Source organism: Diaphorobacter caeni (assembly GCF_015354245.1).
GTDB classification, from domain to species: domain Bacteria; phylum Pseudomonadota; class Gammaproteobacteria; order Burkholderiales; family Burkholderiaceae_C; genus Diaphorobacter_A; species Diaphorobacter_A caeni.
In genome coordinates, this window is record NZ_JADKYZ010000007.1 from 58,090 (window position 1) to 78,033 (window position 19,944).

Sequence of the window (19,944 nt, forward strand, 5' to 3'; positions counted from 1 at the left end):
GCCGCCTTCATTGTCCCAAAGTTCAGGAGTGACTTTCCGCATGTCCGCGCCCGCCGCCCGCAAATCCGACGCCCCCGCCAACGCTCCCGCGGTCCGCAAGACCGACAAGGATCTCCCGCTGATCCAGGACATTCGTCTGCTTGGACGCATTCTGGGCGACGCGATCCGCGAGCAGGAAGGCGTTGCCGCCTATGACCTGGTCGAGCAGATCCGCAAGCTCTCGGTGGCCTTCCGCCGCGATGCGGACCAAGAGGCGGACAAGGCGCTCAAGAAGCTGCTCAAGGGCCTGACCGGCGACCAGACCGTGAGCGTGATCCGTGCGTTCACCTATTTCAGCCATCTGGCCAATCTGGCCGAGGACCGCCACCACATCCGCCGCCGCGCCGTGCACGAGCGCGCGGGCAGCGCCCAGGAAGGCAGCATCGAGGTGGCGCTTGCGCGCCTGCGCTGGGCCGGCATCGCGCCGCGCGCGGTGGCGCAGTCGCTCGCCAAGAGCTATGTGGCGCCGGTGCTCACCGCCCACCCGACCGAGGTGCAGCGCAAGAGCATTCTGGATTCCGAGCGCGAGATCGCCGATCTGCTGACTGCGCGCGACGACATCCTGATGCGCGCGCAGCTCTACAACAGCGCCAAGGACCCGATCACCCCGCGCGAGCTGGCAGAGAACGATTCGCAGCTGCGCGCGCGCGTCGCCCAGCTCTGGCAGACGCGCCTGCTGCGCTACTCCAAGCTCACCGTGGCCGACGAAATCGAGAACGCGCTCTCGTACTACGAATACACCTTCCTGCATGAGATTCCGCGCATGTATGCGGAGCTCGAGCGCGAACTGGGCAACCAGCATGTGGCGAGCTTTCTGCGCATGGGCCAGTGGATCGGCGGCGACCGCGACGGCAATCCGAACGTGAGCGCCGCCACGCTCGAGCTGGCGCTGAAGCGCCAGTCCGACGTCGCGCTGCGCCACCACCTGACCGAGGTGCACAACCTCGGCCGTGAGCTGTCGCTGTCCGCCAACCTGGTGCAGGTATCGCCCGAGATGATGGCGTTGGCCGAACGTTCTCCCGACACCAGCGAGCACCGCGCGGACGAGCCCTATCGTCGTGCGCTCACCGGCATCTACGCGCGCCTGGCCGCCACGCTCAAGGACCTGACCGGCGGCGATGCGGCACGCCACGCCGTCGCGCCGCAGAACGCCTACGTGAGCGCGCAGGAGTTTCTGGCCGATCTGCGCGTCATCGAGTCGTCGCTGCTGTCGCACAAGGCCTCCGCCATGGCGCAGCAGCGTCTGCGTCCGCTGATCCGCGCGGTCGAGGTGTTCGGCTTTCACCTGGCCACGGTCGACCTGCGCCAGAGTTCCGACCAGCACGAGCGCGTGGTCGCCGAGCTGCTGGCCAAGGCGCGCATCACGCCCGACTACTCGTCGCTGCCCGAGACCGAACGCCGCAAGCTGCTCATGCTGCTGCTGGCCGATGCGCGTCCGCTGCGCGTGATGGGCGCGGAGTATTCCGAGCACACGGCCGGAGAGATCGCGATCTTCGAGGCCGCGCTCAAGATGCGCGAGCTCTACGGTGCCGAGGCGATCCGCCACTACATCATCAGCCACACCGAGACCGTGAGCGACATGCTCGAGGTGCTGCTGCTGCAAAAGGAAGTCGGCCTGATGCACGGCACGCTCGACCAGAACGGCCGCGCCGACCTCATCGTCGTGCCGCTGTTCGAGACCATCGAGGACCTGCGCAACGCCGCGCCCATCATGCGCGAGCTCTACGAGCTGCCGGGCTATGCGGCGCTGGTGCGCGCGAGCGGCGCCGAGCAGGACATCATGCTCGGCTACAGCGACAGCAACAAGGACGGCGGCATCTTCACGAGCAACTGGGAGCTGTACCGCGCAGAGAACGCGCTGGTGACGCTGTTCGATGAACTCAACGCCAAGCAAGTAGGTGCGCCGATCCAGCTGCGCATGTTCCACGGCCGTGGCGGCACGGTGGGGCGCGGCGGCGGCCCGAGCTACCAGGCCATTCTGGCGCAGCCGCCGGGCACCGTGCGCGGCCAGATCCGCCTGACGGAGCAGGGCGAAGTGATCGCCTCCAAATATGCGAACCCCGAGATTGGCCGACGCAATCTGGAAACGCTGGTCGCCGCGACGCTCGAAGCCACGCTGCTGCAGCCGACCAAGCCCGCGACCAAGGCGTTTCTCGAGGCCGCCGAAGAGCTCTCCAAGGCCAGCATGGGCGCGTACCGCGCACTGGTCTACGAGACCCCCGGCTTCACCGACTACTTCTTCAGCGCCACGCCGATCCGCGAGATCGCCGAGCTCAACATCGGCTCGCGCCCCGCGTCGCGCAAGGCCAATCAGAAGATCGAGGATCTGCGCGCGATTCCGTGGGGCTTCAGCTGGGGCCAGTGCCGTCTGACGCTGCCGGGCTGGTTCGGTTTCGGCTCGGCCGTGGAGGACTTCATCAAGGCTCCGGGCAAGGACCCCAAGGCCCAGCTCGCGCTGCTGCAGAAGATGTACCGTCAGTGGCCGTTCTTCCGCACGCTGCTCTCCAATATGGACATGGTGCTGGCCAAGAGCGACATGCAACTGGCCTCGCGCTACAGCGAACTGGTGGCCGACGCGCGTCTGCGCAAGAAGGTGTTCGGCAACATCGAGGCAGAGTGGCATCGCACGTCCGACGCGCTGGTGCGCATCACCGGCGACAAGCAGCGTCTGGCGCACAATTCGGCCCTCGCGCGTTCGATCCGCCACCGCTTCCCCTACATCGACCCGCTGCATCACCTGCAGGTCGAGCTGATCCGCCGCTGGCGTCTGGGTCAGGCCGATGACCGCGTGAAGACGGGTATCCAGATTTCGATCAACGGCATCGCCGCCGCGCTGCGCAACACCGGCTGATCGGGCGTTTCGGTCGCGGCAGCTTTGTTTTCCGGTGAGTTCTGTGCCCAATCACTCATGGCATTTCGCGTCGCTCACGGTGCTTGACACTGGCGCTCGCCAGGCGAGGGCAGCCGAGCAAGGGCCGCCCCGCAGCGATTCAGGGGAGGCGCGTCAATCATGCAGTTGTCTGGACGGGATTTTGCGCTGAGCGGCTGGCTGCACCGGCTGCGCGGACAGGAAGCCTCGCTCTACGCGCTGCGTGTGCTCGTCGCGCTGGGCGGCGCCATGGGCTGGTGCTGGAGCACCGGCCACATGCCTTGGCTGGTGCCGCTGTTTCTCGGCGTGATCGCCAGCGCGCTTGCCGAAACCGACGACAACTGGCGTGGCCGGCTGCGCACGCTGGTGATCACGCTGGCGGGCTTTGCGCTGGTGTCGCTCAGCATCGAGACCGTCGTCCATTCGCCCGCGCTGTTCGCACTCACGCTGTGCGGCGTCGCGTTCGCATTCACCATGCTCGGCGCGGTGGGTGAGCGGTATCGCGCGGTCTCCACCGCGTCGGTGATTCTCGCGCTCTACACCGCGATGAGCGTGGGCGCTTCGCAGCAGACGCCGCCGCATCTCGTGTCCGCGCTGCTGCTGGCCGGTGCGGCCTAGTATGGGCTGCTTTCGGTGCTCTGGAAGATGGCCTTTCCGCTGCGGCCGCTGCGCATGGGGCTGGCGCAGCTCTATGCGGAGCTCAGCGGCTACATGCAGCTCAAGGCCAGTCTGTTCGAGCCGGTGCGCGGCCTCGACGTGCAGCAGCGGCGCATCGGCCTTGCGCAGGCCAACGGACGGGTGGTGGCGGCGCTCAACGTGATGAAGGAGCGCCTGCTCAGCCGCATGCGGGTCGGCAGGGTTCCGCAGGGCGAGTTGCTGCATTGCCTGAATCTGTACTTTCTCGCTCAGGACATCCACGAGCGCGTGAGCTCCTCGCACTATCACTACAACGACTGGGCCGACGAGCTGTTCCACAGCGACGTACTGTTCCGCTGCCAGCGCGTGCTCGGCCTGCAGGGCGTGACCTGCGCGCGTCTGGCTGAAGCGCTGCGTGCCCGCAAGCCGTTTCGGCGTGGCGTGGAGGTGGCGCATGCCATCGTCGATCTCGAGGATGCGATCGCGTATCTCGAGCAGCAGGGCCGGCCGCAGTGGGTCAGGCCGCTGCGTTCGCTGCGCGCGCTGTCGCGAAATCTCACTACGCTGGACTCGCAGCTCACGCTCGCCACTGGCCCGCTCGACACCTCGCTGCTCGGCGACGTGACGCTGTTCGACGCGTCCGCGCGCAGCTTCGCCGATGCATGGGCACGCATCGCCGGACAGCTGCACCTGAGCTCGCCGCTGCTGCGCCACGCGGTGCGTCTCTCGGCTGCGCTGGCCGCTGGGTGCGTGGCCATGCAGCTCACCGACCCGGAGCATGGACATTGGATTCTTCTGACCACGCTGTTCGTCTGCCAAGCGACGTATGGCGCGACCATCACCCGCGTGGTCGAGCGCATCGCGGGTACGGCGCTCGGCCTGCTCGCCGGCTGGGCGCTGCTCAAGCTCTTTCCGGGCCTTGCCACGCAGGCGCTGATCGCGGTGTGTGCGGGCGTGGTGTTCTTCATCACGCGCACCCAGCGCTATGTGATCGGCACGGCGGCCATCACGCTGATGGTGCTGATGTGCTTCAACCAGACCACCGGAGCGGCCTACGAGCTGATCGCGCCGCGCCTGTTCGACACGCTGATCGGCGGCGTGATCTCGGCCATCGCCATGCTGCTGGTGCTGCCCGACTGGCAGGGGCGTCGCCTCAACGCCGTGGCCGCGAATGCCGTGGAAGCCAGCGCCGCCTATCTGCGCGAGATACTCTCGCAGTACGCCGACGGCAAGGATGACGACCTTGACTACCGCGTCGCCCGCCGCAACGCCCACGACGCCGATGCGGCGCTCTCACGCTCGCTGCACCAGCTCATGCAGGAGCCGCACTGGGCGCGCCGCAATGTGCTTTGGGGCCAGCGCATCCTGGTGCTCTCGCACACGCTGCTCAACTACATTTCGGCCCTCGGCGCGCATCGCGGCAAGCTCGAAGGCGCGGCGCGGGATGGCCTGCTGATGTCCTCAGGCGAGATGGCCGTGAAGGAGTTCCATGCCATCGCGACGGCCCTGCGCGCGCAAGGCCAGTTCGAGCCCGGTCTGCCCGATGCCGCGCGCTGCGACGCAGCGGCCAAAGCTCTGGAAGAGCACGCCGAACCGGCACTGGAGTCACAACGCGCGCTGCTCAACCAATTGGCCCTCATCTGCCGCCAGGTTGCACCGCTGCGGCATGTGGCGGCCGAGTTGGCGAGGGTTGCAAAGACGTAGCTGTTCGACCCCAAAGCCAATTTGACTTCCAGCAGCGGGCCATTGAAGCGAACATGGCGCTGAGATCGACCCTCCAACGCCAAGCCTTTGTACAAACAAAAAAACGCCGACAGAAATGCCGGCGTTTTTGACAGACAAAAGAAGTATCAGTCCGCGTCGCTCATCTGGGACTGCAGGTAGTTTTGCACGCCTACCTTGTTGACCAGCTCGATCTGCGTTTCGAGGAAGTCAATGTGCTCTTCCGTGTCTTCCAGAATCTCCTGGAGCAGGTCACGCGAGACGTAGTCGCGCACGGTTTCGCAGTGGGCGATGCCGTCCTTGATCGTGGCCTGCGCGCCGCGCTCGCTGCGCAGGTCGCATTCCAGAATCTCCGGCACGTCCTCGCCGACCTGCAGCTTGGCGAGATCCTGCAGATTGGGCAGGCCGTCGAGCATGAAGATGCGGTCCATGAGCTTGTCGGCGTGCTTCATCTCGCCGATGGACTCTTCGTATTCCTTCTTGGCCAGCTTGTCGAAGCCCCAGTGCTTGAGCATGCGGTAGTGCAGAAAGTACTGGTTGATGGCGGTGAGTTCGTTTTTCAGTTGCGCTTGCAGGTGCGCAATCACTTGTGGGTCGCCTTGCATGGCTTTCTCCTTCTGTTCAATGGGCGCATTGTCACCAAGCAATCTTGCTGATGCAAGACAATGTCCATTCATATGCGGTATGGCTGCGTGTGATGTTGAGTTGCGTTCGCAAGCGTGGACGATATGCTCGATTTCTTGACTTTCCGCAGGCATCCTCGTGATCGGCTGCAGGGATGCTTGAAAATCCCCGCAGCCGACTGCATGTGCCTTGATGAGGCAGACTTGTGCGTCATTGGGGTTTGACCATCGAGGAGTGATTTTCAATAGATTTCATAAATCAAAGTCATGAAGTCAATTTATTGGATTAATTCATTGCTTGAGCATAAACTTCAGTCTGTTCTTAGCCAATCAACCAACCAAAGGAAACGACAAATGTCCGTGATCAACACTACCCTCAAGCCATTCAAGGCCAGCGCTTACAAGAACGGCAAGTTCATCGACATCACTGAAAAGGACGTGCTGGGCAAGTGGGCCGTGTTCTTCTTCTATCCTGCCGACTTCACATTCGTGTGCCCCACCGAACTGGGCGACGTGGCTGACCACTACGCTGAACTGCAGAAGATGGGCGTGGAAGTGTTCTCCGTGTCCACCGACACCCACTTCGTGCACAAGGCATGGCATGACGCTTCCGACACCATCGCCAAGATCCAGTACACCATGGTGGGCGACCCAACCTGGGAAATCTCCAACAACTTCGAAGTTCTGCGTCCCGGCCAAGGCCTGGCCAACCGCGGCACTTTCATCATCGACCCACAGGGCGTGATCCAGGCTGAAGAAATCACCGCTGAAGGCATCGGCCGCAACGCCGCTGACATGCTGCGCAAGATCAAGGCTGCTCAGTACGTGGCTTCGCACCCAGGTGAAGTCTGCCCAGCCAAGTGGGAAGAAGGCGCGAAGACTCTGGCTCCTTCGCTCGACCTGGTCGGCAAGATCTAAGCAGCGACTCGCTGCTTGAATCAACACAGTTGAATTGTTGTTGAAGACGCCCGGGTGCCTGGCGCCCGGGCTTTTTTTATCCCAAAACTAGACAATCAAGAGGAATCTCCATGCTCGACACCACTCTCCAAACCCAATTGAAAGCGTATCTGGAGCGCCTGCAGCGTCCTGTGGAGCTGGTGGCCACGCTGGATGATGGCGCCACCTCCAAGGAAGTGCGCGAACTTCTCAACGAAATCAAAGCGCTTTCCGACAAGATCACCGTGGTCGAAAAGAACGACGCGCCCAACACGCGCAAGCCTTCTTTCCTGATCACCAACCCCGGCGTGGATACTGGCGTGCGTTTCGCCGGCGTGCCGCTGGGTCATGAATTCACATCCCTCGTTCTGGCGCTGCTGCAAGTCGGCGGCCATCCTTCCAAGGAAGCGGCCGATCTGCTGGAGCAGGTGAAGAACCTCGAAGGCGAATTCCACTTCGAGACATACTACTCGCTGTCCTGCCACAACTGCCCTGACGTGGTGCAGGCGCTCAACCTGATGAGCGTGCTGAACCCGCGCATCACGCACACTGCCATTGACGGCGCGGTGTTCCAGAACGAAATCACGGAACGCCAGATCATGGGCGTGCCCACCGTGTTCCTGAACGGCAAGAACTTCGGTCAGGGCCGCATGGAGCTCGCCGAGATCGTCGCCAAGGTCGACAGCGGCGCACATGCCCGCGTCGCCGCCAAGCTCAACGCCATGGATGCGTTCGATGTGCTCATCGTCGGCGGTGGCCCCGCCGGAGCAGCCGCTGCCGTGTATGCGGCGCGCAAGGGCATCCGCACCGGCGTGGCGGCCGAGCGTTTCGGCGGCCAGGTGCTGGACACCGTGGACATCGAGAACTACATCTCGGTCAGCAAGACCGAAGGCCCCAAGTTCGCGATTGCGCTTGAGCAGCACGTGGCCGACTACGACGTCGAGGTGATGAACCTGCAGCGCGCCAAGGCTCTGAAGCCCGCCACCACCGAAGGCGGACTGGTCGAGATCGAACTGGAAAACGGCGCGACGCTCAAGAGCAAGACCGTGATCCTTTCGACCGGTGCACGCTGGAGAAACATGAACGTGCCCGGCGAAGAGCAGTACCGCACCAAGGGCGTGACCTACTGCCCGCACTGCGATGGCCCGCTGTTCAAGGGCAAGCGCGTGGCGGTGATCGGCGGCGGCAACTCGGGCATCGAGGCCGCGATCGATCTGGCCGGCATCGTGTCCCACGTCACCGTGCTCGAGTTCGCGGCTGAACTCAAGGCCGACGGCGTGCTGCAGAAAAAGCTCGCCAGCCTGCCCAACGTGACCGTGATCCTCAACGCGCAGACCACCGAGGTGAACGGCGACGGCAACAAGGTGACCGGCATCACCTACAAGGACCGCACCAACGACGAGATCCGTACCGTCGAACTCGAAGGCATCTTCGTGCAGATCGGTCTGCTGCCCAACACCGACTGGCTCAAGGGCACGGTCGAACTCACCCGCTTCGGCGAGATCATCATCGACGCCAAGGGCCACACCAATGTGCCGGGCGTGTTCGCCGCGGGTGACTGCACCAACGTGCCGTACAAGCAGATCATCATCGCTGCGGGTGCCGGTGCCACGGCTGCGCTGTCGGCGTTCGATCATCTGATCCGCCATTGATCGTCGGAATCTTCGGATAGAAGCTCCAGCCCTGGGCTGGTTGAAGAGAGGGCTGTCGCCGTGTGCGTCAGCCCTTTTTTCTTTTGAGGCGAGCGATGCTCAGCAGCGATCGATCAACCCGGCCCTGTGGGCCGCAAAGACGAAGTCGAGAAAGGCCTTGGCGCGCTCGGGCAGGTGCTTGCGGCTGGGCATGGCGGCCAGCACCTTGGCGCGACCGGTGATCCAGTCGGGCAACACATGCTCGAGCATGCCTTGATTCAGGAACGGACGTGCCGAATCCATGGTGAACGTGGCGATCCCCGCGCCGTCCAGCACCATCTGCAGGATGCTGGCGGTCTGGTTGATGGTGATGGCGGCGCGCACTTCGATGTCGTGCGCTGGCGGTTCGGTCAGAGACTGGTCGGCGCGCCACAGACCAAAGCTGTTGCGGTGGATGCCGGCAGGGCGGCGCAGCACGCAGACATGCCGGGCCAGATCCTCCGGAACCCGTGGTGTGCCGTGACGCGTGATGTAGGCCGGTGATGCGCACAGGATGGTGTCGGACGTCGAGAGCGTGCGCGCCACGATGTTCGAATCGAACCCCACGGCACCTGCAGAAAGCCGAGGTCGTAGCGGTTGAGATCCGGCAGGGGATGGGCGTCCACGTACACATCCAGCGTGATGTCAGGGTATTGCTCGCGAAACGAGGCCGCGAGCGGGGACACCAGCGCGTCGGTGAGCGACGGCGCGGCGACGATGCGCAGCGTCCCGCTCAGCGCACTGGTATCGCTTTGAACTTCGGTGGTGGCGAGGTCCACGGCTTCCAGAATGTCGCGCGCGCGCTCGGCATAGCGCTCGCCTGCGGCGGTGAGGGACACGCGCCGCGTCGTGCGCTGCAGCAGCCGGGTCTGAAGGCGCTCTTCGAGAGCGGCAATGTGGCGGGTGACATGCGGCACGGTCATGGACATGCGCTTGGCGGCAGCCGTGAAGCCGCCTTCATCCACGACGGACAAGAACACCTGCATGGTTTGCAAACGGTCCAGCACAACATCTCTTTGGTAGTGATTCGTGGGTCGATTATTGCGAGAGAGGTAACAGTCTCTTGTGCACGGTTCTATTTTTCCCTTTCGCCATAAGGCCTACATTGCGAGCGGTCGCCCACTGTCTGGCGTGCGCGCAGAAACGCGAGCGCTCGTCCGCCGCTGCCCGTGTGTAGTCATTGCCCCGCATGATTTCGGCAGAAAGTGGAAGCTGCACCGCTGTACGGTCCTACGCACGATGGCGACGTGCGCGCTCCCAATGGGCGTGAAGAGCAGCACCCCTACATCGACCTTCGTCCCCACCATGAACACAATTCCTCAATTCACTCCAGGCGGCTTTGCGCCGCAGCGCAGACTGCTGCTGGGTGGCGCACTGGCGGTCAGCGTGGCGTACCTCGCCCCGTGGAGCCGCGCCGCCGAACCCGCGGCCGACGCCAGCCGTTTCATGGCGCTGTCGCGCTATCTCACCGAGCGCGATGACCTGAGCGCTCGGCAGGGCGCACGCCTGTTGGCCGGTCTGCAGGCGCTGGACGCGCAATTCGGCGCGCAGGCCGCAGCACTGTGGCAATGGATCGACAGCCAGCATGTGCCGCTTGCCCAGCTCAACGAGCGTCTGAAGGCGGACAAGCCGGAACTGGCGGCCGTCCCTGCCGCGGTGATGCAGGCCTGGTATCTCGGCATCGTCGGCGCGGGCAAGCAGGCCAAGGCGCTGGCCTATGAGTTCGCACTGAACGCGCAGGTGGTCTCGGACAAGCTCAAGCCGCCCACGTATTCCTACGGGCTGTATGGCAGCTGGACCAGCAATCCCACAACCTTCAACCTGCAGCGCGTGCCCGTGCAGACCTGAGCGCGTTTGTTCTTTCGCAACCCCACGACACAACTACAGGAAGAACGCCCGTCATGGCTGATTCAACACCACTTTCCGCCGACTACGTCATCGTCGGCGCAGGCATCATCGGTGCCATGCTGGCCGCCAAGCTGGCCAGAACCGGAGCATCGGTGCTGATGCTCGAGGCGGGGGCGCACGTCACGCGCGGCGAAATCGTCGGTCGCTTTCGCAACTCCACACGGCGCAGCGACTGGATGTCACCCTATCCCTCGCTGGACAGCGCGCCGCATCCCATCTACAAGCCCGAAGAAAACCACCATCTGGTGCAGGCGGGGCCCTATCCCTACAAGGCCGAATACATCCGCCAGGTCGGTGGAACGAGCTGGCACTGGGCGGCCCACGCATGGCGCAACGTGCCCAATGATTTCAAGATCAAGAGCCTCTACGGCGTGGGCGTGGACTGGCCGATCGACTACGACGATCTCGAGCCCTACTACCAGGAGGCCGAAGAGATCATGGGCGTGGGCGGCTCCACCAAGACCGGATCGCCGCGCAGCAAGCCTTTTCCCATGGGCGAGATGGCGATGCCCTATGCGATGCAGCGTGCGCGTGACCGTCTGGCCGGCACCTACGAGGTCGTGGGCAATACCGTTGCGCGCAACAGTCGCAGCTTCGATGGTCGCCCGCCTTGCTGCGGCAACAACAGCTGTCAGCCGATCTGTCCGATCGATGCGCAATACCACGGAGGCATCGCGGTGCAGCAGGCGCTGGCCGTCGGCGTGAAGCTGCAGGCGCGCGCCAACGTGTTCCAGCTGGAGCACGACGCCAAGGGCCGCATCGTGGCAGCCAACTACTACGACCCCGACAAGAACGTGCATCGCGTGACCGGCAAGACCTTCATCGTCGCGTCCAACGGCATCGAGTCGCCGCGACTGCTGCTGCTCTCGCGCAGCGACAAGTTCAAGAACGGCATCGCCAACGAGAACGACATGGTGGGCCGTCACCTCATGGATCACCCGAGCACGTCGCTGACCTTTGATGCCGACGAGGATGTGTGGCTGGGCCGCGGCCCGCAAAGCCCGGTGTCCATCAACTCGATGCGCGACGGAGGCTTCCGGTCGGAACATTCGCCGTATCGCCTGGACTTCACCAACATCTCGCGCGTGGACGGTGCCACGTCTTCGCTGCTCAAGGCGGGCGTCTACGGCAAGGAATTCGCGGAGAAGCTGCGTCATGCATCGGCCCGCGAGATGAACGTCAAGAGCGTGCTCGAGGTGCTGCCGGTGCCGGAAAACCGCATCGATCTTGCCGACGAAAAAGACGCCATGGGATTGCAGAATCCACGCGCCCATTACCGCATCGACGAGTACACCTTCAAGGGGCACAAGGCCGCGCAGAAGGACTTCGCGAAAATCGCGGAGCTGATGGGCGGCACCAACCTGCGCTACTCCAAGGATGACGACTTCGCGAACAACCAGCACATCTGCGGCACCCTGAGCTTCGGCTCGGATCGCGCGCTTTCCGTGTGCGATCAATACGGTCGCGCCTGGGATCACGAGAACCTGTATTTCGCATCGACCGGCGTGCTGCCCACTTCGGCCACCTGCAATTCCACGCTCAACGGCATCGCCGTGGGTCTGCGCACGGCAGCCCACCTGATCGCGGAAAGCGGTGGCCCCGCAATGCCGCCGCGCAGCAACACGCTTGGCCTGAAGACGGCTTGAAGAGGGAAGACGCCATGACCATGACATTGAAATCTTCCCGATGGTTGACGGCCGCAGCGTTTGCGGTCGCCAGCATGCCGCTGTGGGCGGCCGATGCGCCTGCTGCCAACGTCAATCCGGAGGTCGAGCGAGGTCGCTATCTCGCCACTGCCGGTGACTGCGTGGCCTGCCATACCGCGCCAGGCGGTCAGTCCATGGCCGGTGGCCTGGCGCTGGCAAGCCCGCTGGGCTCGATCTACTCGACCAACATCACGCCGTCCAAGACCCACGGCATCGGCAACTACAGCCTGCAGCAGTTCAGTGACGCGCTCAGGCACGGCAAGCGCGCCGACGGTGCCAATCTGTACCCCGCCATGCCCTACACGGCCTACGCCAAGACGTCTGACGAAGACATCGCGGCCATGTATGCCTTCTTCATGCAGGGCGTGGCCGCGGTGGACACGGCACCGGCGCATCAGACAGCGCTTCCGTTTCCGTTCAACATCCGCCTGTCGATGAGCGCCTGGAACGCCATGTTCCATGATGCCAAGCCGTATCAGGCCGATGCATCGAAGCCGCCGCAGTGGAATCGTGGAGCCTACCTCTCGGAAGGTCTCGCGCATTGCACCACCTGCCACACGCCACGCACGGCCCTGATGGCGGAAGACCGCAAGCGCGGACTGTCGGGGGGCGATCTCGGTGGCTGGTACGCGCCCAACATCACGTCGCACGCCACGAGCGGCATCGGCAACTGGAGCCAGGCCGATCTGGTCGCCTATCTCAGCGGCCAGCCCGTGCCGGGCAAGGGCCCTGCGGCAGGGCCGATGGCGGAGGCCGTCGATCACAGTCTCAAGCATCTGACGCGCGAGGACCTCGAGGCCATCGCCGTCTACATCAAGTCGGTGCCCGCCGTGGAATCCGCCGACATGAAGCAGGCGGCCGACAGCTTTGGACAGGCGAGGGATGATCTGGACAGCATTCGCGGGACGGAACTGCCCAGGGATTTTGACGCGATGACGGGTGCCCAGATCTACGACGGCTACTGCGCGAGCTGCCATCAGGCTCAAGGCCAGGGAAGCGACAAGGATGGCCTGCCCGCGCTGTTTCACAACACCTCGCTGGGGCATGCCAGCAGCAACAACCTGGTTCAGGTCATGCTGCACGGCATTCAGCGCGTGGACGCGGATACGGTGATGCCCGGCTTCGCGCACGAGCTGACCGACAAGCAGATCACCACGCTGGGCAATTACCTGCTGACAAGCTACGGCAATCCTGCGGCGAAGGTGACGCAGGACCAGGTCGCGCGACTGCGCAGCCCTGAACCCGAAGGCGGCGGCAAGCTGTTGCTTCTGGCGCGTCTGGGCATGGCGCTGGGCGTGATCGTGGTGGTGGCCATCGCGATCTGGCTGCTGCGTCGCAGGGCGCGTCGCTGAGGCCATGCGCGACCATGCATTGGCGATGCATGGTCATTGAACGTGTTTCGTTTGAAATGAGAATAGTTCTCATATAATCGCAGCACACAGCCAGCAAACACGTACTTGTCGGTAGTGCGGAGGAATCTTCCGCACTACGCAAACGTACTTCAGAAGCCAGCTTTTCATTCGTTAGAACTGAACAAGAGGGCTTCTGGCATGGCTTGCGCCATCACTCTGCATTTGCACGCGCGCTGCGCGTTTCATCCCCTGGCCTGGGCCTGCGCAAGTCTTTGCGCGGGGTTGGCATCTACGGCGGCGAGTGCCGCGTCTCTCGCGGAAGACTCGGGCGCTGCAGCCGTGCAGCAGGTCGCCGCGGCCGCACAGGCGGGTGCGCGCAAGGGCACTGGCACGCCCGCGCTGAAGGAGGTGGTCATCAGCGCATCGCGCGATGAGCAGGATCCGGATCTGCTGCCGATGTCGGTCGACGTGATCAACGCGCGGCAGATGGAAGAGGCGCAGATCACCGACATCCGTGAACTCACGGCCGACATTCCCAACGTGACCGTGCCGCGCACGCCCGCGCGGTTCTCGCTGGCGAGCGGCTCGACGGGGCGCGATCAGAACAGCGGCTTCAACATCCGCGGGCTCGAGGGCAACCGTGTGCTGATGCTGGTGGACGGCGTGCGGCTGCCGCGCAGCTATGCGTTCTCGGCCAATGCGTTCGGGCGCGATTACCTCGACCTTGGGCTGATCGAACGCGTGGAGATTCTGCGTGGATCGACGCCCGCGCTGTATGGCTCGGACGGCATGGGCGGGCTGGTGAACTTCATCACCGTGCAGCCCGACGATCTGCTGAAAGATGGCAAGACCATCGGCGGGCGCGTGAGCGCGGGCTATGACGGATCGGACAACGGCAAGCGCCTCGGAGCCACGCTCGCGGGCCGCTTGAATCCGCAATGGAGCTGGTTGATCTCCGCCGGACTGGGCCGTGGTCATGCGCTCGAGAACATGGGGGAGCGCGACGTCGTCGGCGCCACGCGCACCACGACCAACCCCGAATCGAACAAGAGCCAGTCGCTGCTGGGGCGTCTGGTCTACACGCCTTCGGCCGTGCAAAAGCATGTGTTCACGCTGGAACAGGTGGACAAGCACGCCGACTACAACCTGCTGTCGGCGCGCAGCGCCACGGTCACCGATTCGCGATCGACCACCGACATGGACCGCTGGCGCGCGACCTGGCAAGGGCGCTGGTCGCAGCTCGACACGGCCGTTGCCGACGAACTGCAGCTGATGGCGAGCTACCAGAAGTCCGATTCGCGCGAGTGGGTGAATGAGGTGCGCACCGCGCCGCTGGCCTATCGCGAACGCGACGTGACCTATGACGAGGGCGCGCTGCAGCTGCATGCGCAGGCGGGCAAGCTGCTGCGCTTTGGCGCGAATGCCGATGGCAAGATCACCTACGGCGTGGACTACACGCGCAACAAGGTGACGAACGAGCAGAACGGCATCACGCCACCGGCCGGTGAGAGCTTCCCGCTCAAGCGCTTTCCGGACACGACCGAGACCTCCACCGCCGCTTTCGCGCAGGCCGATCTGCACTTCGGCGCATGGAGCATCACGCCGGGCCTGCGCGCCGAGCACTACAAGCTCGACGCGAGCCAGAACGGCTTTGCCCCCACGGTCGCGAACAACTCCGACTCGGCGATCTCGCCCAAGCTTGGCGTGATGTTCCACGCAAGCGACGACTGGAGCGTCTACGGCAACTACGCAGCGGGCTTTCGCGCGCCGAACGCGGGGCAGGTGAACGCGTTCTTCGAGAACCCGCTGGCTTACTACCGCAGCATCCCCAATCCCGATCTCAAGCCCGAGAAGAGCCAGACCTTCGAGCTTGGCGTGCGTGGCCGCGTGAACGGACTGCGCCTGGATGCGGCGGCCTTCACCGGACGCTACAAGGACTTCATCCAGGACCAGGTGCAGATCTCGGGCGAGTATGGCAATCCGAACAACTGGGCGACCTTCCAGTCGGTCAACCTCGACCGCGTGCGCATCAGCGGTTTCGAAGTCAAGGGCGAGTACGACTGGGGCCGCGTCGCGGGCGGTCAACTGATCACCAATGCGGCCTACGGCTACACCGATGGCAAGGACCTGAACACCCATCAGGCGCTCGACACCATCTCGCCCCAGCAGCTGGTGCTGGGCGTGCGCTACGAGCGCAAGGAATTCGGCGTGCGCCTGACGGCGTCGCACTGGTCGGGCAAGAAGGCCAAGGACACCACGGCGGGCGACAAGGCCTGGCTGAGCCCGTCGGCCACGGTGCTGGACCTCTCGGCGCAGTGGCGCATACAGCCTGACCTGCGGCTGAACGTGGGCGTCTACAACCTCACCGACAAGAAGTACTGGCGCTGGTCCGACGTACGCAACCTCACGGCCAGCTCCACGATCGCCGACGCCTACAGCCAGCCCGGACGCCATGTGCGCGTCTCCATGGTCAAAGATTTCTGAGCCGCCTTTCAAGCAACCAAGGATCCATCACGATGAACGAGACACTTCAATCCAACGCCGCCGGCATCCGCCAACGGTTCGCCGAAAAGCGCACGCAAGGCCTGCGCGCCAAGGACGCCGCAGAGGCCCTGCAACTGAGCGAAGGCGCGGTGGTCGCGGCCCATCAGGGCGAGCACGCCGAGCCGCTCAAGGCCACGGCGTTGCGCGGCGAATGGCTGGACATTCTGAAGGCGCTCGAAGCCTGCGGCACGGTGATGGCGCTCACGCGCAACGAGTCCACCGTGCACGAGAAGGACGGCGTCTACCAGCAACTCTCCGCCACCGGCCCCATCGGCATTGCCCTGTCGCGCGAGATCGATCTGCGTCTGTTCTTCATGCACTGGCGGGCCGGGTTTGCCGTGACGGAAAGCGCGGCCCGCGCCGACAAGCCCGCGATGCGCAGTCTGCAGTTCTACGACCATCACGGCGTGGCCGTGCACAAGGTCTACGCCCGCGAGGCCACGGACATGCAGGCGTGGGATGCGCTGATCGAACGCTTTGCAAGCGCTGCAGATGGCAACGTGGAGTTCGATGCGCCCAAGCCGCGCAAGCCCGTGCCGCCCGATGCCGACATCGACGTGGCCGGTCTGCGCGACGCCTGGGCCGCGATGAAGGACACGCACGAGTTCTTCGAAATGCTGCGCCGCTTTGGCGCGGAGCGCCAGCAGGCGCTGCGGCTGACGCAGGGCGCGTTCACCGAGGCGCTGGCCGAGGACAGCGTGACGCGGCTTCTGAGCGATGCGGCAGAGAGCGGTCTGTCCATCATGGTGTTCGTGCCGAACCCCGGCTGCATCCAGATCCACACGGGCCCGGTGAGCAACATCCGCCCGCTCGATACGGCGAGCGGCGCGCGCTGGATCAACGTGCTCGACAAGGGCTTCAACCTGCATCTGCGCACCGACCTGATCGGCGCGACCTGGCTGGTGCGCAAGCCCACGGAGGACGGCATCGTCACCTCGGTGGAGGTGTTCGACCAAAGCGGTGATCTGATGGCCATGTTCTTTGGCGAACGCAAGCCGGGCATGCATGAGCTCGAGGGCTGGCGCGAGCTGGTCGCGCGGCTGCCGCGCGCCGGTCAGCGCGAGGAGGTGGCCGCATGAGCGCCGCGCGCAATCCGGCGCGTCGCCGGAGTCTGCAATGGCTGGGCGCTGCCGGCATGGTGATGGCTGTGCCGGGCGCGTGGGCGCAGAACAAAAAAGGAGGGAGTGGAGGGCGCCTGATCTCGCTGAGCGGATCGCTCACCGAGATCGTCTATCTGCTGAATGCGCAGGACCAACTGGTGGCCTCCGATACGACCAGCCTGTTTCCCGAAGCGGCCACGCGCACGCCCAAGGTGGGCTACATGCGCCAGCTGTCTGCCGAAGGGGTGCTGTCGCTCAAGCCGGACGTGGTGATCGGCACGCAGGAGGCGGGGCCCGCCGTGGTGCTTGACCAGATCCGGCAGGCCGGCGTGCGCGTGGCGCTGACCCCGGTGCAGCACGACTGGAGCGAGGTGCAGACCAAGGTCCAGCTCGTGGGGCGCGAGACCGGGCGCGAGTCGGATGCCAAGGCACTGATGGAGCGGCTGAACGCCGAATGGGCGAGTGTGCAGAGCACGGTCGCGGCGGCCAAGCGCAAGCCGCGCGCGCTGTTCATCCTGTCGCATGGCGGATCGCCGCAGGTGGCTGGGCGGGGCACGGGAGCGGATGCGTTGATCCGCTATGCGGGCGGCATCAACGCGGTCAGCGAATTCCAAGGCTATCGCGCGCTCACCGCCGAAGCCATGGCAAGCGCCGCGCCCGATGTGATCGTCAACACCACGCAGGGCATTGAAGCGCTGGGCGGTGAAGCGGCGTTCTGGAAGCGCCCGGAGCTCGCGCTCACGCCCGCGTTCGCGCGCAGGGCGCTGGTGAGCATCGAGGCCAACTTTCTGCTGGGCTTTGGCCCGCGTTTTCCGAGCGCGGTGAAGACCGCGCACGAGCGCATGCAGGCGCTGCTGGCCTGAGCCACGACCATCGTTCACGACATGTCGAGTTTCATGAGTGATGTGACCTCTTCGCGGCCCCTGCCTTCATGGGATCTGCGTCGCATGCGAATGCCGAACGGCCGCCTCACGCGCCGCGCCACGCTGATGCTGGGCGCGGTGCTGCTGCTCGTGGCCGTGGTGGTGGGCAGCGCGAGCGGCGCCTACGGCATCTCCGGCGAGCGGCTTTTGACGCTGCTGTGGTCGGGCATGGTCGGCAACGTGCCGCCTGCGGCCGATCATCTGGTGTTCTTCAACATCCGGTTGCCGCGCCTGCTGATGGGCGTGGCGGCAGGCGCAGGACTGGGCATGGCGGGGGCGCTGCTGCAGGGGCTGTTTCGCAACCCATTGGCCGATCCGGGCCTCATCGGGGTGAGCAGCGGCGCGGCGCTGGCGGCGGGCATCACCATCGTGATGGGCGGCGTCTGGTTTCCAGAGCTGCCGCGCACGCTCGGCAGCTGGCCGCTGGTCTGCATGGCCTTCGGTGGTGGGCTGCTGGTGACCATGCTGGTCTACGCGCTCGGACAGGTGCAGGGCGGCACGCGCATCGGCCTGATGCTGCTGGCGGGAATCGCAATCAACGCGCTCGCCGGGGCCGGTCTGGGGTTTCTGAGCTTCATCTCCAGCGACGAACAATTGCGCAATCTGCAGATGTGGCTGCTCGGCAGCCTCGGGGCGTCGCGCTGGTCGGCGGTGGTGCTGGTGTGCGCGGCGGTGGGCGTGAGCCTCGTGGCCGCGCAGCGTCTGGCGCAGCCGCTCAATGCCATCGCGCTTGGCGAGGCCCAGGCGCACCTGCTTGGCATCCGCGTGGAGCGCACCAAGCGGCTTGCGGTGCTGATCACGGCGCTGGCCGTGGGCGCGGTGACGGCGACGACGGGCATCATCGGGTTCATAGGATTGATCGCGCCGCACTGGGTGCGCATGGTGGCGGGGCCAGATCATCGCGTCGTGCTGCCGGGCTCCGCGCTGCTGGGTGCGACGTTGGTGGTGCTGGCCGATGCGGTTGCGCGCACCATCGTCAAACCGGCCGAGCTGCCGCTTGGCGTGCTCACCGCGTTCATCGGCGTGCCGCTGTTTCTGCTGATGCTCAGACAGTTCAGGAGCAAGGTATGACTATGACGCAGGGCTTGATCGAATGCCGCGCGCTCGGCGTGGGCATCGCGCGCGGGCCGCGTCTGGCGACGGTGAACGCGCAGCTGCGACCGGGGCGCTTCACCGCGATCCTCGGTCCCAACGGCGCGGGCAAGTCGACGCTGCTGGCCACGCTGATCGGCGAGCGCGCGCCGCAGTCGGGCGAGGTGATGTTCGACGGAAAACCGGTGGCTCTGCACGCGCCCGAGCAGATCGCCCTGCGGCGCGCGGTGATGCCGCAGGACTGCGGCGTGGCGTTTGATTTCACCGCGCTCGAAGTGGTGGAGCTGGGGCGCTATCCGCATAGGCACCGCCCGAGCACCGACGAAGCCGGCATCGTGCGCAGCGCCATGCAGCGCACCGGCGTGGACCATCTCGCGCATCGCAGCATCAACACGCTCTCGGGTGGCGAGCGCGCCCGCACGCATCTCGCACGCGCGCTGGCGCAAGTGTGGGAGCCGCCGCAGGATGCCGCCGCGCGCTGGATGCTGCTCGACGAGCCGACCGCCGCGCTCGACCTAGCCCACCAGCATCACAGCATGGCGCTGCTGCGCAGCCTTGCCGAGGAGCAGGGCATGGGCGTGGTTGCGGTGGTGCACGATGTGAATCTCGCCCTGCGCTACGCGCACGAGGTGCTGATCCTCGGCCACGGCGAATGCGTGGTCGGGCCGGTGCACGAGGTGCTGGTGCCCGAGCGCATCCATCAGGTCTGGGGCGTGCGATGCACTCAGGTGGCGGCGAGCGATGGTCTGCCGCAGTTTCTGTTCAGCGGGGAGTAGGCTTCAGCGCGTGTTGACGACCTCATCGCGAGGCTGCGCCTGCAAGAC

13 protein-coding genes and 2 pseudogenes are annotated in these 19,944 nt (G+C 65.0%); 12 read left to right on the forward strand and 3 right to left on the reverse strand.

Annotated features, from left to right (window positions below):
• Nucleotides 1–40: 40 nt before the first annotated feature.
• Together ppc and yccS are read left to right on the forward strand one after the other, a co-directional pair.
• Nucleotides 41–2,890 carry a phosphoenolpyruvate carboxylase gene (ppc, locus tag ISG32_RS17460; RefSeq protein WP_194772319.1) on the forward strand — a complete coding sequence of 950 codons (2,850 nt, stop codon included), beginning with the start codon at nucleotides 41–43 and terminating at the stop codon, nucleotides 2,888–2,890.
• Nucleotides 2,891–3,184: 294 nt separating this feature from the next.
• A pseudogene (gene yccS, locus ISG32_RS17465) lies at nucleotides 3,185–5,248 on the forward strand (YccS family putative transporter).
• 146 nt (nucleotides 5,249–5,394) lie between these two features.
• Here the strand turns inward: yccS and bfr are convergent.
• Nucleotides 5,395–5,871, reverse strand: coding sequence for a bacterioferritin (gene bfr, locus ISG32_RS17470; protein ID WP_194772320.1), 477 nt, complete (start codon nucleotides 5,869–5,871; stop codon nucleotides 5,395–5,397).
• Between the two features lie 372 nt (nucleotides 5,872–6,243).
• On the opposite strand from bfr, the gene ahpC reads away from it, so the two are divergent.
• Nucleotides 6,244–6,807, forward strand: coding sequence for an alkyl hydroperoxide reductase subunit C (gene ahpC / locus ISG32_RS17475; RefSeq protein WP_194772321.1), 564 nt, complete (start codon nucleotides 6,244–6,246; stop codon nucleotides 6,805–6,807).
• Nucleotides 6,808–6,917: 110 nt separating this feature from the next.
• On the forward strand, nucleotides 6,918–8,477 hold the full coding sequence (ahpF, locus tag ISG32_RS17480) for an alkyl hydroperoxide reductase subunit F (protein WP_194772322.1): 1,560 nt from the start codon (nucleotides 6,918–6,920) through the stop codon (nucleotides 8,475–8,477).
• Nucleotides 8,478–8,576: 99 nt separating this feature from the next.
• On the opposite strand, the gene ISG32_RS27775 is transcribed toward ahpF, so the two are convergent.
• Together ISG32_RS27775 and ISG32_RS27780 are read right to left on the reverse strand one after the other, a co-directional pair.
• Nucleotides 8,577–9,062: a LysR substrate-binding domain-containing protein gene (locus tag ISG32_RS27775; protein ID WP_323745953.1), complete on the reverse strand. Its 486-nt coding sequence runs from the start codon at nucleotides 9,060–9,062 to the stop codon at nucleotides 8,577–8,579.
• Between the two features lie 20 nt (nucleotides 9,063–9,082).
• A pseudogene (locus ISG32_RS27780) lies at nucleotides 9,083–9,481 on the reverse strand (LysR family transcriptional regulator); the annotation flags it as partial.
• 319 nt (nucleotides 9,482–9,800) lie between these two features.
• On the opposite strand from ISG32_RS27780, the gene ISG32_RS17495 reads away from it, so the two are divergent.
• The 8 genes from ISG32_RS17495 (at nucleotide 9,801) to ISG32_RS17530 (ending at nucleotide 19,896) form a co-directional block, all read left to right on the forward strand.
• Nucleotides 9,801–10,343, forward strand: a complete 543-nt coding sequence (locus tag ISG32_RS17495; RefSeq protein ID WP_194772324.1) for a sugar dehydrogenase complex small subunit — start codon at nucleotides 9,801–9,803, stop codon at nucleotides 10,341–10,343.
• Nucleotides 10,344–10,396: 53 nt separating this feature from the next.
• Entirely contained in the window at nucleotides 10,397–12,049 is a 1,653-nt protein-coding gene (locus ISG32_RS17500; RefSeq protein WP_194772325.1) for a GMC family oxidoreductase, read from the forward strand.
• A 20-nt stretch (nucleotides 12,050–12,069) separates the two neighbouring features.
• On the forward strand, nucleotides 12,070–13,461 hold the full coding sequence (locus ISG32_RS17505) for a cytochrome c (protein ID WP_228529906.1): 1,392 nt from the start codon (nucleotides 12,070–12,072) through the stop codon (nucleotides 13,459–13,461).
• A gap of 198 nt (nucleotides 13,462–13,659) precedes the next feature.
• Nucleotides 13,660–15,945, forward strand: a complete 2,286-nt coding sequence (locus tag ISG32_RS17510) for a TonB-dependent hemoglobin/transferrin/lactoferrin family receptor (RefSeq protein WP_194772327.1) — start codon at nucleotides 13,660–13,662, stop codon at nucleotides 15,943–15,945.
• Nucleotides 15,946–15,977: 32 nt separating this feature from the next.
• Nucleotides 15,978–17,084, forward strand: a complete 1,107-nt coding sequence (locus ISG32_RS17515; protein ID WP_194772328.1) for a hemin-degrading factor — start codon at nucleotides 15,978–15,980, stop codon at nucleotides 17,082–17,084.
• The gene (locus ISG32_RS17520) at nucleotides 17,081–17,968 is read left to right on the forward strand and encodes a heme/hemin ABC transporter substrate-binding protein (protein WP_194772329.1); all 888 of its coding nucleotides are present in this window, start codon (nucleotides 17,081–17,083) and stop codon (nucleotides 17,966–17,968) included. Before ISG32_RS17515 ends, ISG32_RS17520 begins: the two co-directional genes overlap by 4 nt.
• Before the next feature lie 84 nt (nucleotides 17,969–18,052).
• Nucleotides 18,053–19,099: a FecCD family ABC transporter permease gene (locus ISG32_RS17525; protein WP_228529907.1), complete on the forward strand. Its 1,047-nt coding sequence runs from the start codon at nucleotides 18,053–18,055 to the stop codon at nucleotides 19,097–19,099.
• A complete protein-coding gene (locus tag ISG32_RS17530; RefSeq protein WP_194772331.1) occupies nucleotides 19,096–19,896 on the forward strand; it encodes a heme ABC transporter ATP-binding protein in 801 nt (266 codons plus the stop codon). Before ISG32_RS17525 ends, ISG32_RS17530 begins: the two co-directional genes overlap by 4 nt.
• Nucleotides 19,897–19,944 lie beyond the last annotated feature (48 nt).

Coding starts and splice junctions, on each gene's coding strand:
- ppc (WP_194772319.1), top strand. CDS start 41: ATGTCCGCGCCCGCCGCCCGCAAATCCGACGCCCCCGCCAACGCTCCC.
- bfr (WP_194772320.1), bottom strand. CDS start 5,871: ATGCAAGGCGACCCACAAGTGATTGCGCACCTGCAAGCGCAACTGAAA.
- ahpC (WP_194772321.1), top strand. CDS start 6,244: ATGTCCGTGATCAACACTACCCTCAAGCCATTCAAGGCCAGCGCTTAC.
- ahpF (WP_194772322.1), top strand. CDS start 6,918: ATGCTCGACACCACTCTCCAAACCCAATTGAAAGCGTATCTGGAGCGC.
- ISG32_RS17495 (WP_194772324.1), top strand. CDS start 9,801: ATGAACACAATTCCTCAATTCACTCCAGGCGGCTTTGCGCCGCAGCGC.
- ISG32_RS17500 (WP_194772325.1), top strand. CDS start 10,397: ATGGCTGATTCAACACCACTTTCCGCCGACTACGTCATCGTCGGCGCA.
- ISG32_RS17505 (WP_228529906.1), top strand. CDS start 12,070: ATGACATTGAAATCTTCCCGATGGTTGACGGCCGCAGCGTTTGCGGTC.
- ISG32_RS17510 (WP_194772327.1), top strand. CDS start 13,660: ATGGCTTGCGCCATCACTCTGCATTTGCACGCGCGCTGCGCGTTTCAT.
- ISG32_RS17515 (WP_194772328.1), top strand. CDS start 15,978: ATGAACGAGACACTTCAATCCAACGCCGCCGGCATCCGCCAACGGTTC.
- ISG32_RS17520 (WP_194772329.1), top strand. CDS start 17,081: ATGAGCGCCGCGCGCAATCCGGCGCGTCGCCGGAGTCTGCAATGGCTG.
- ISG32_RS17525 (WP_228529907.1), top strand. CDS start 18,053: ATGCGAATGCCGAACGGCCGCCTCACGCGCCGCGCCACGCTGATGCTG.
- ISG32_RS17530 (WP_194772331.1), top strand. CDS start 19,096: ATGACTATGACGCAGGGCTTGATCGAATGCCGCGCGCTCGGCGTGGGC.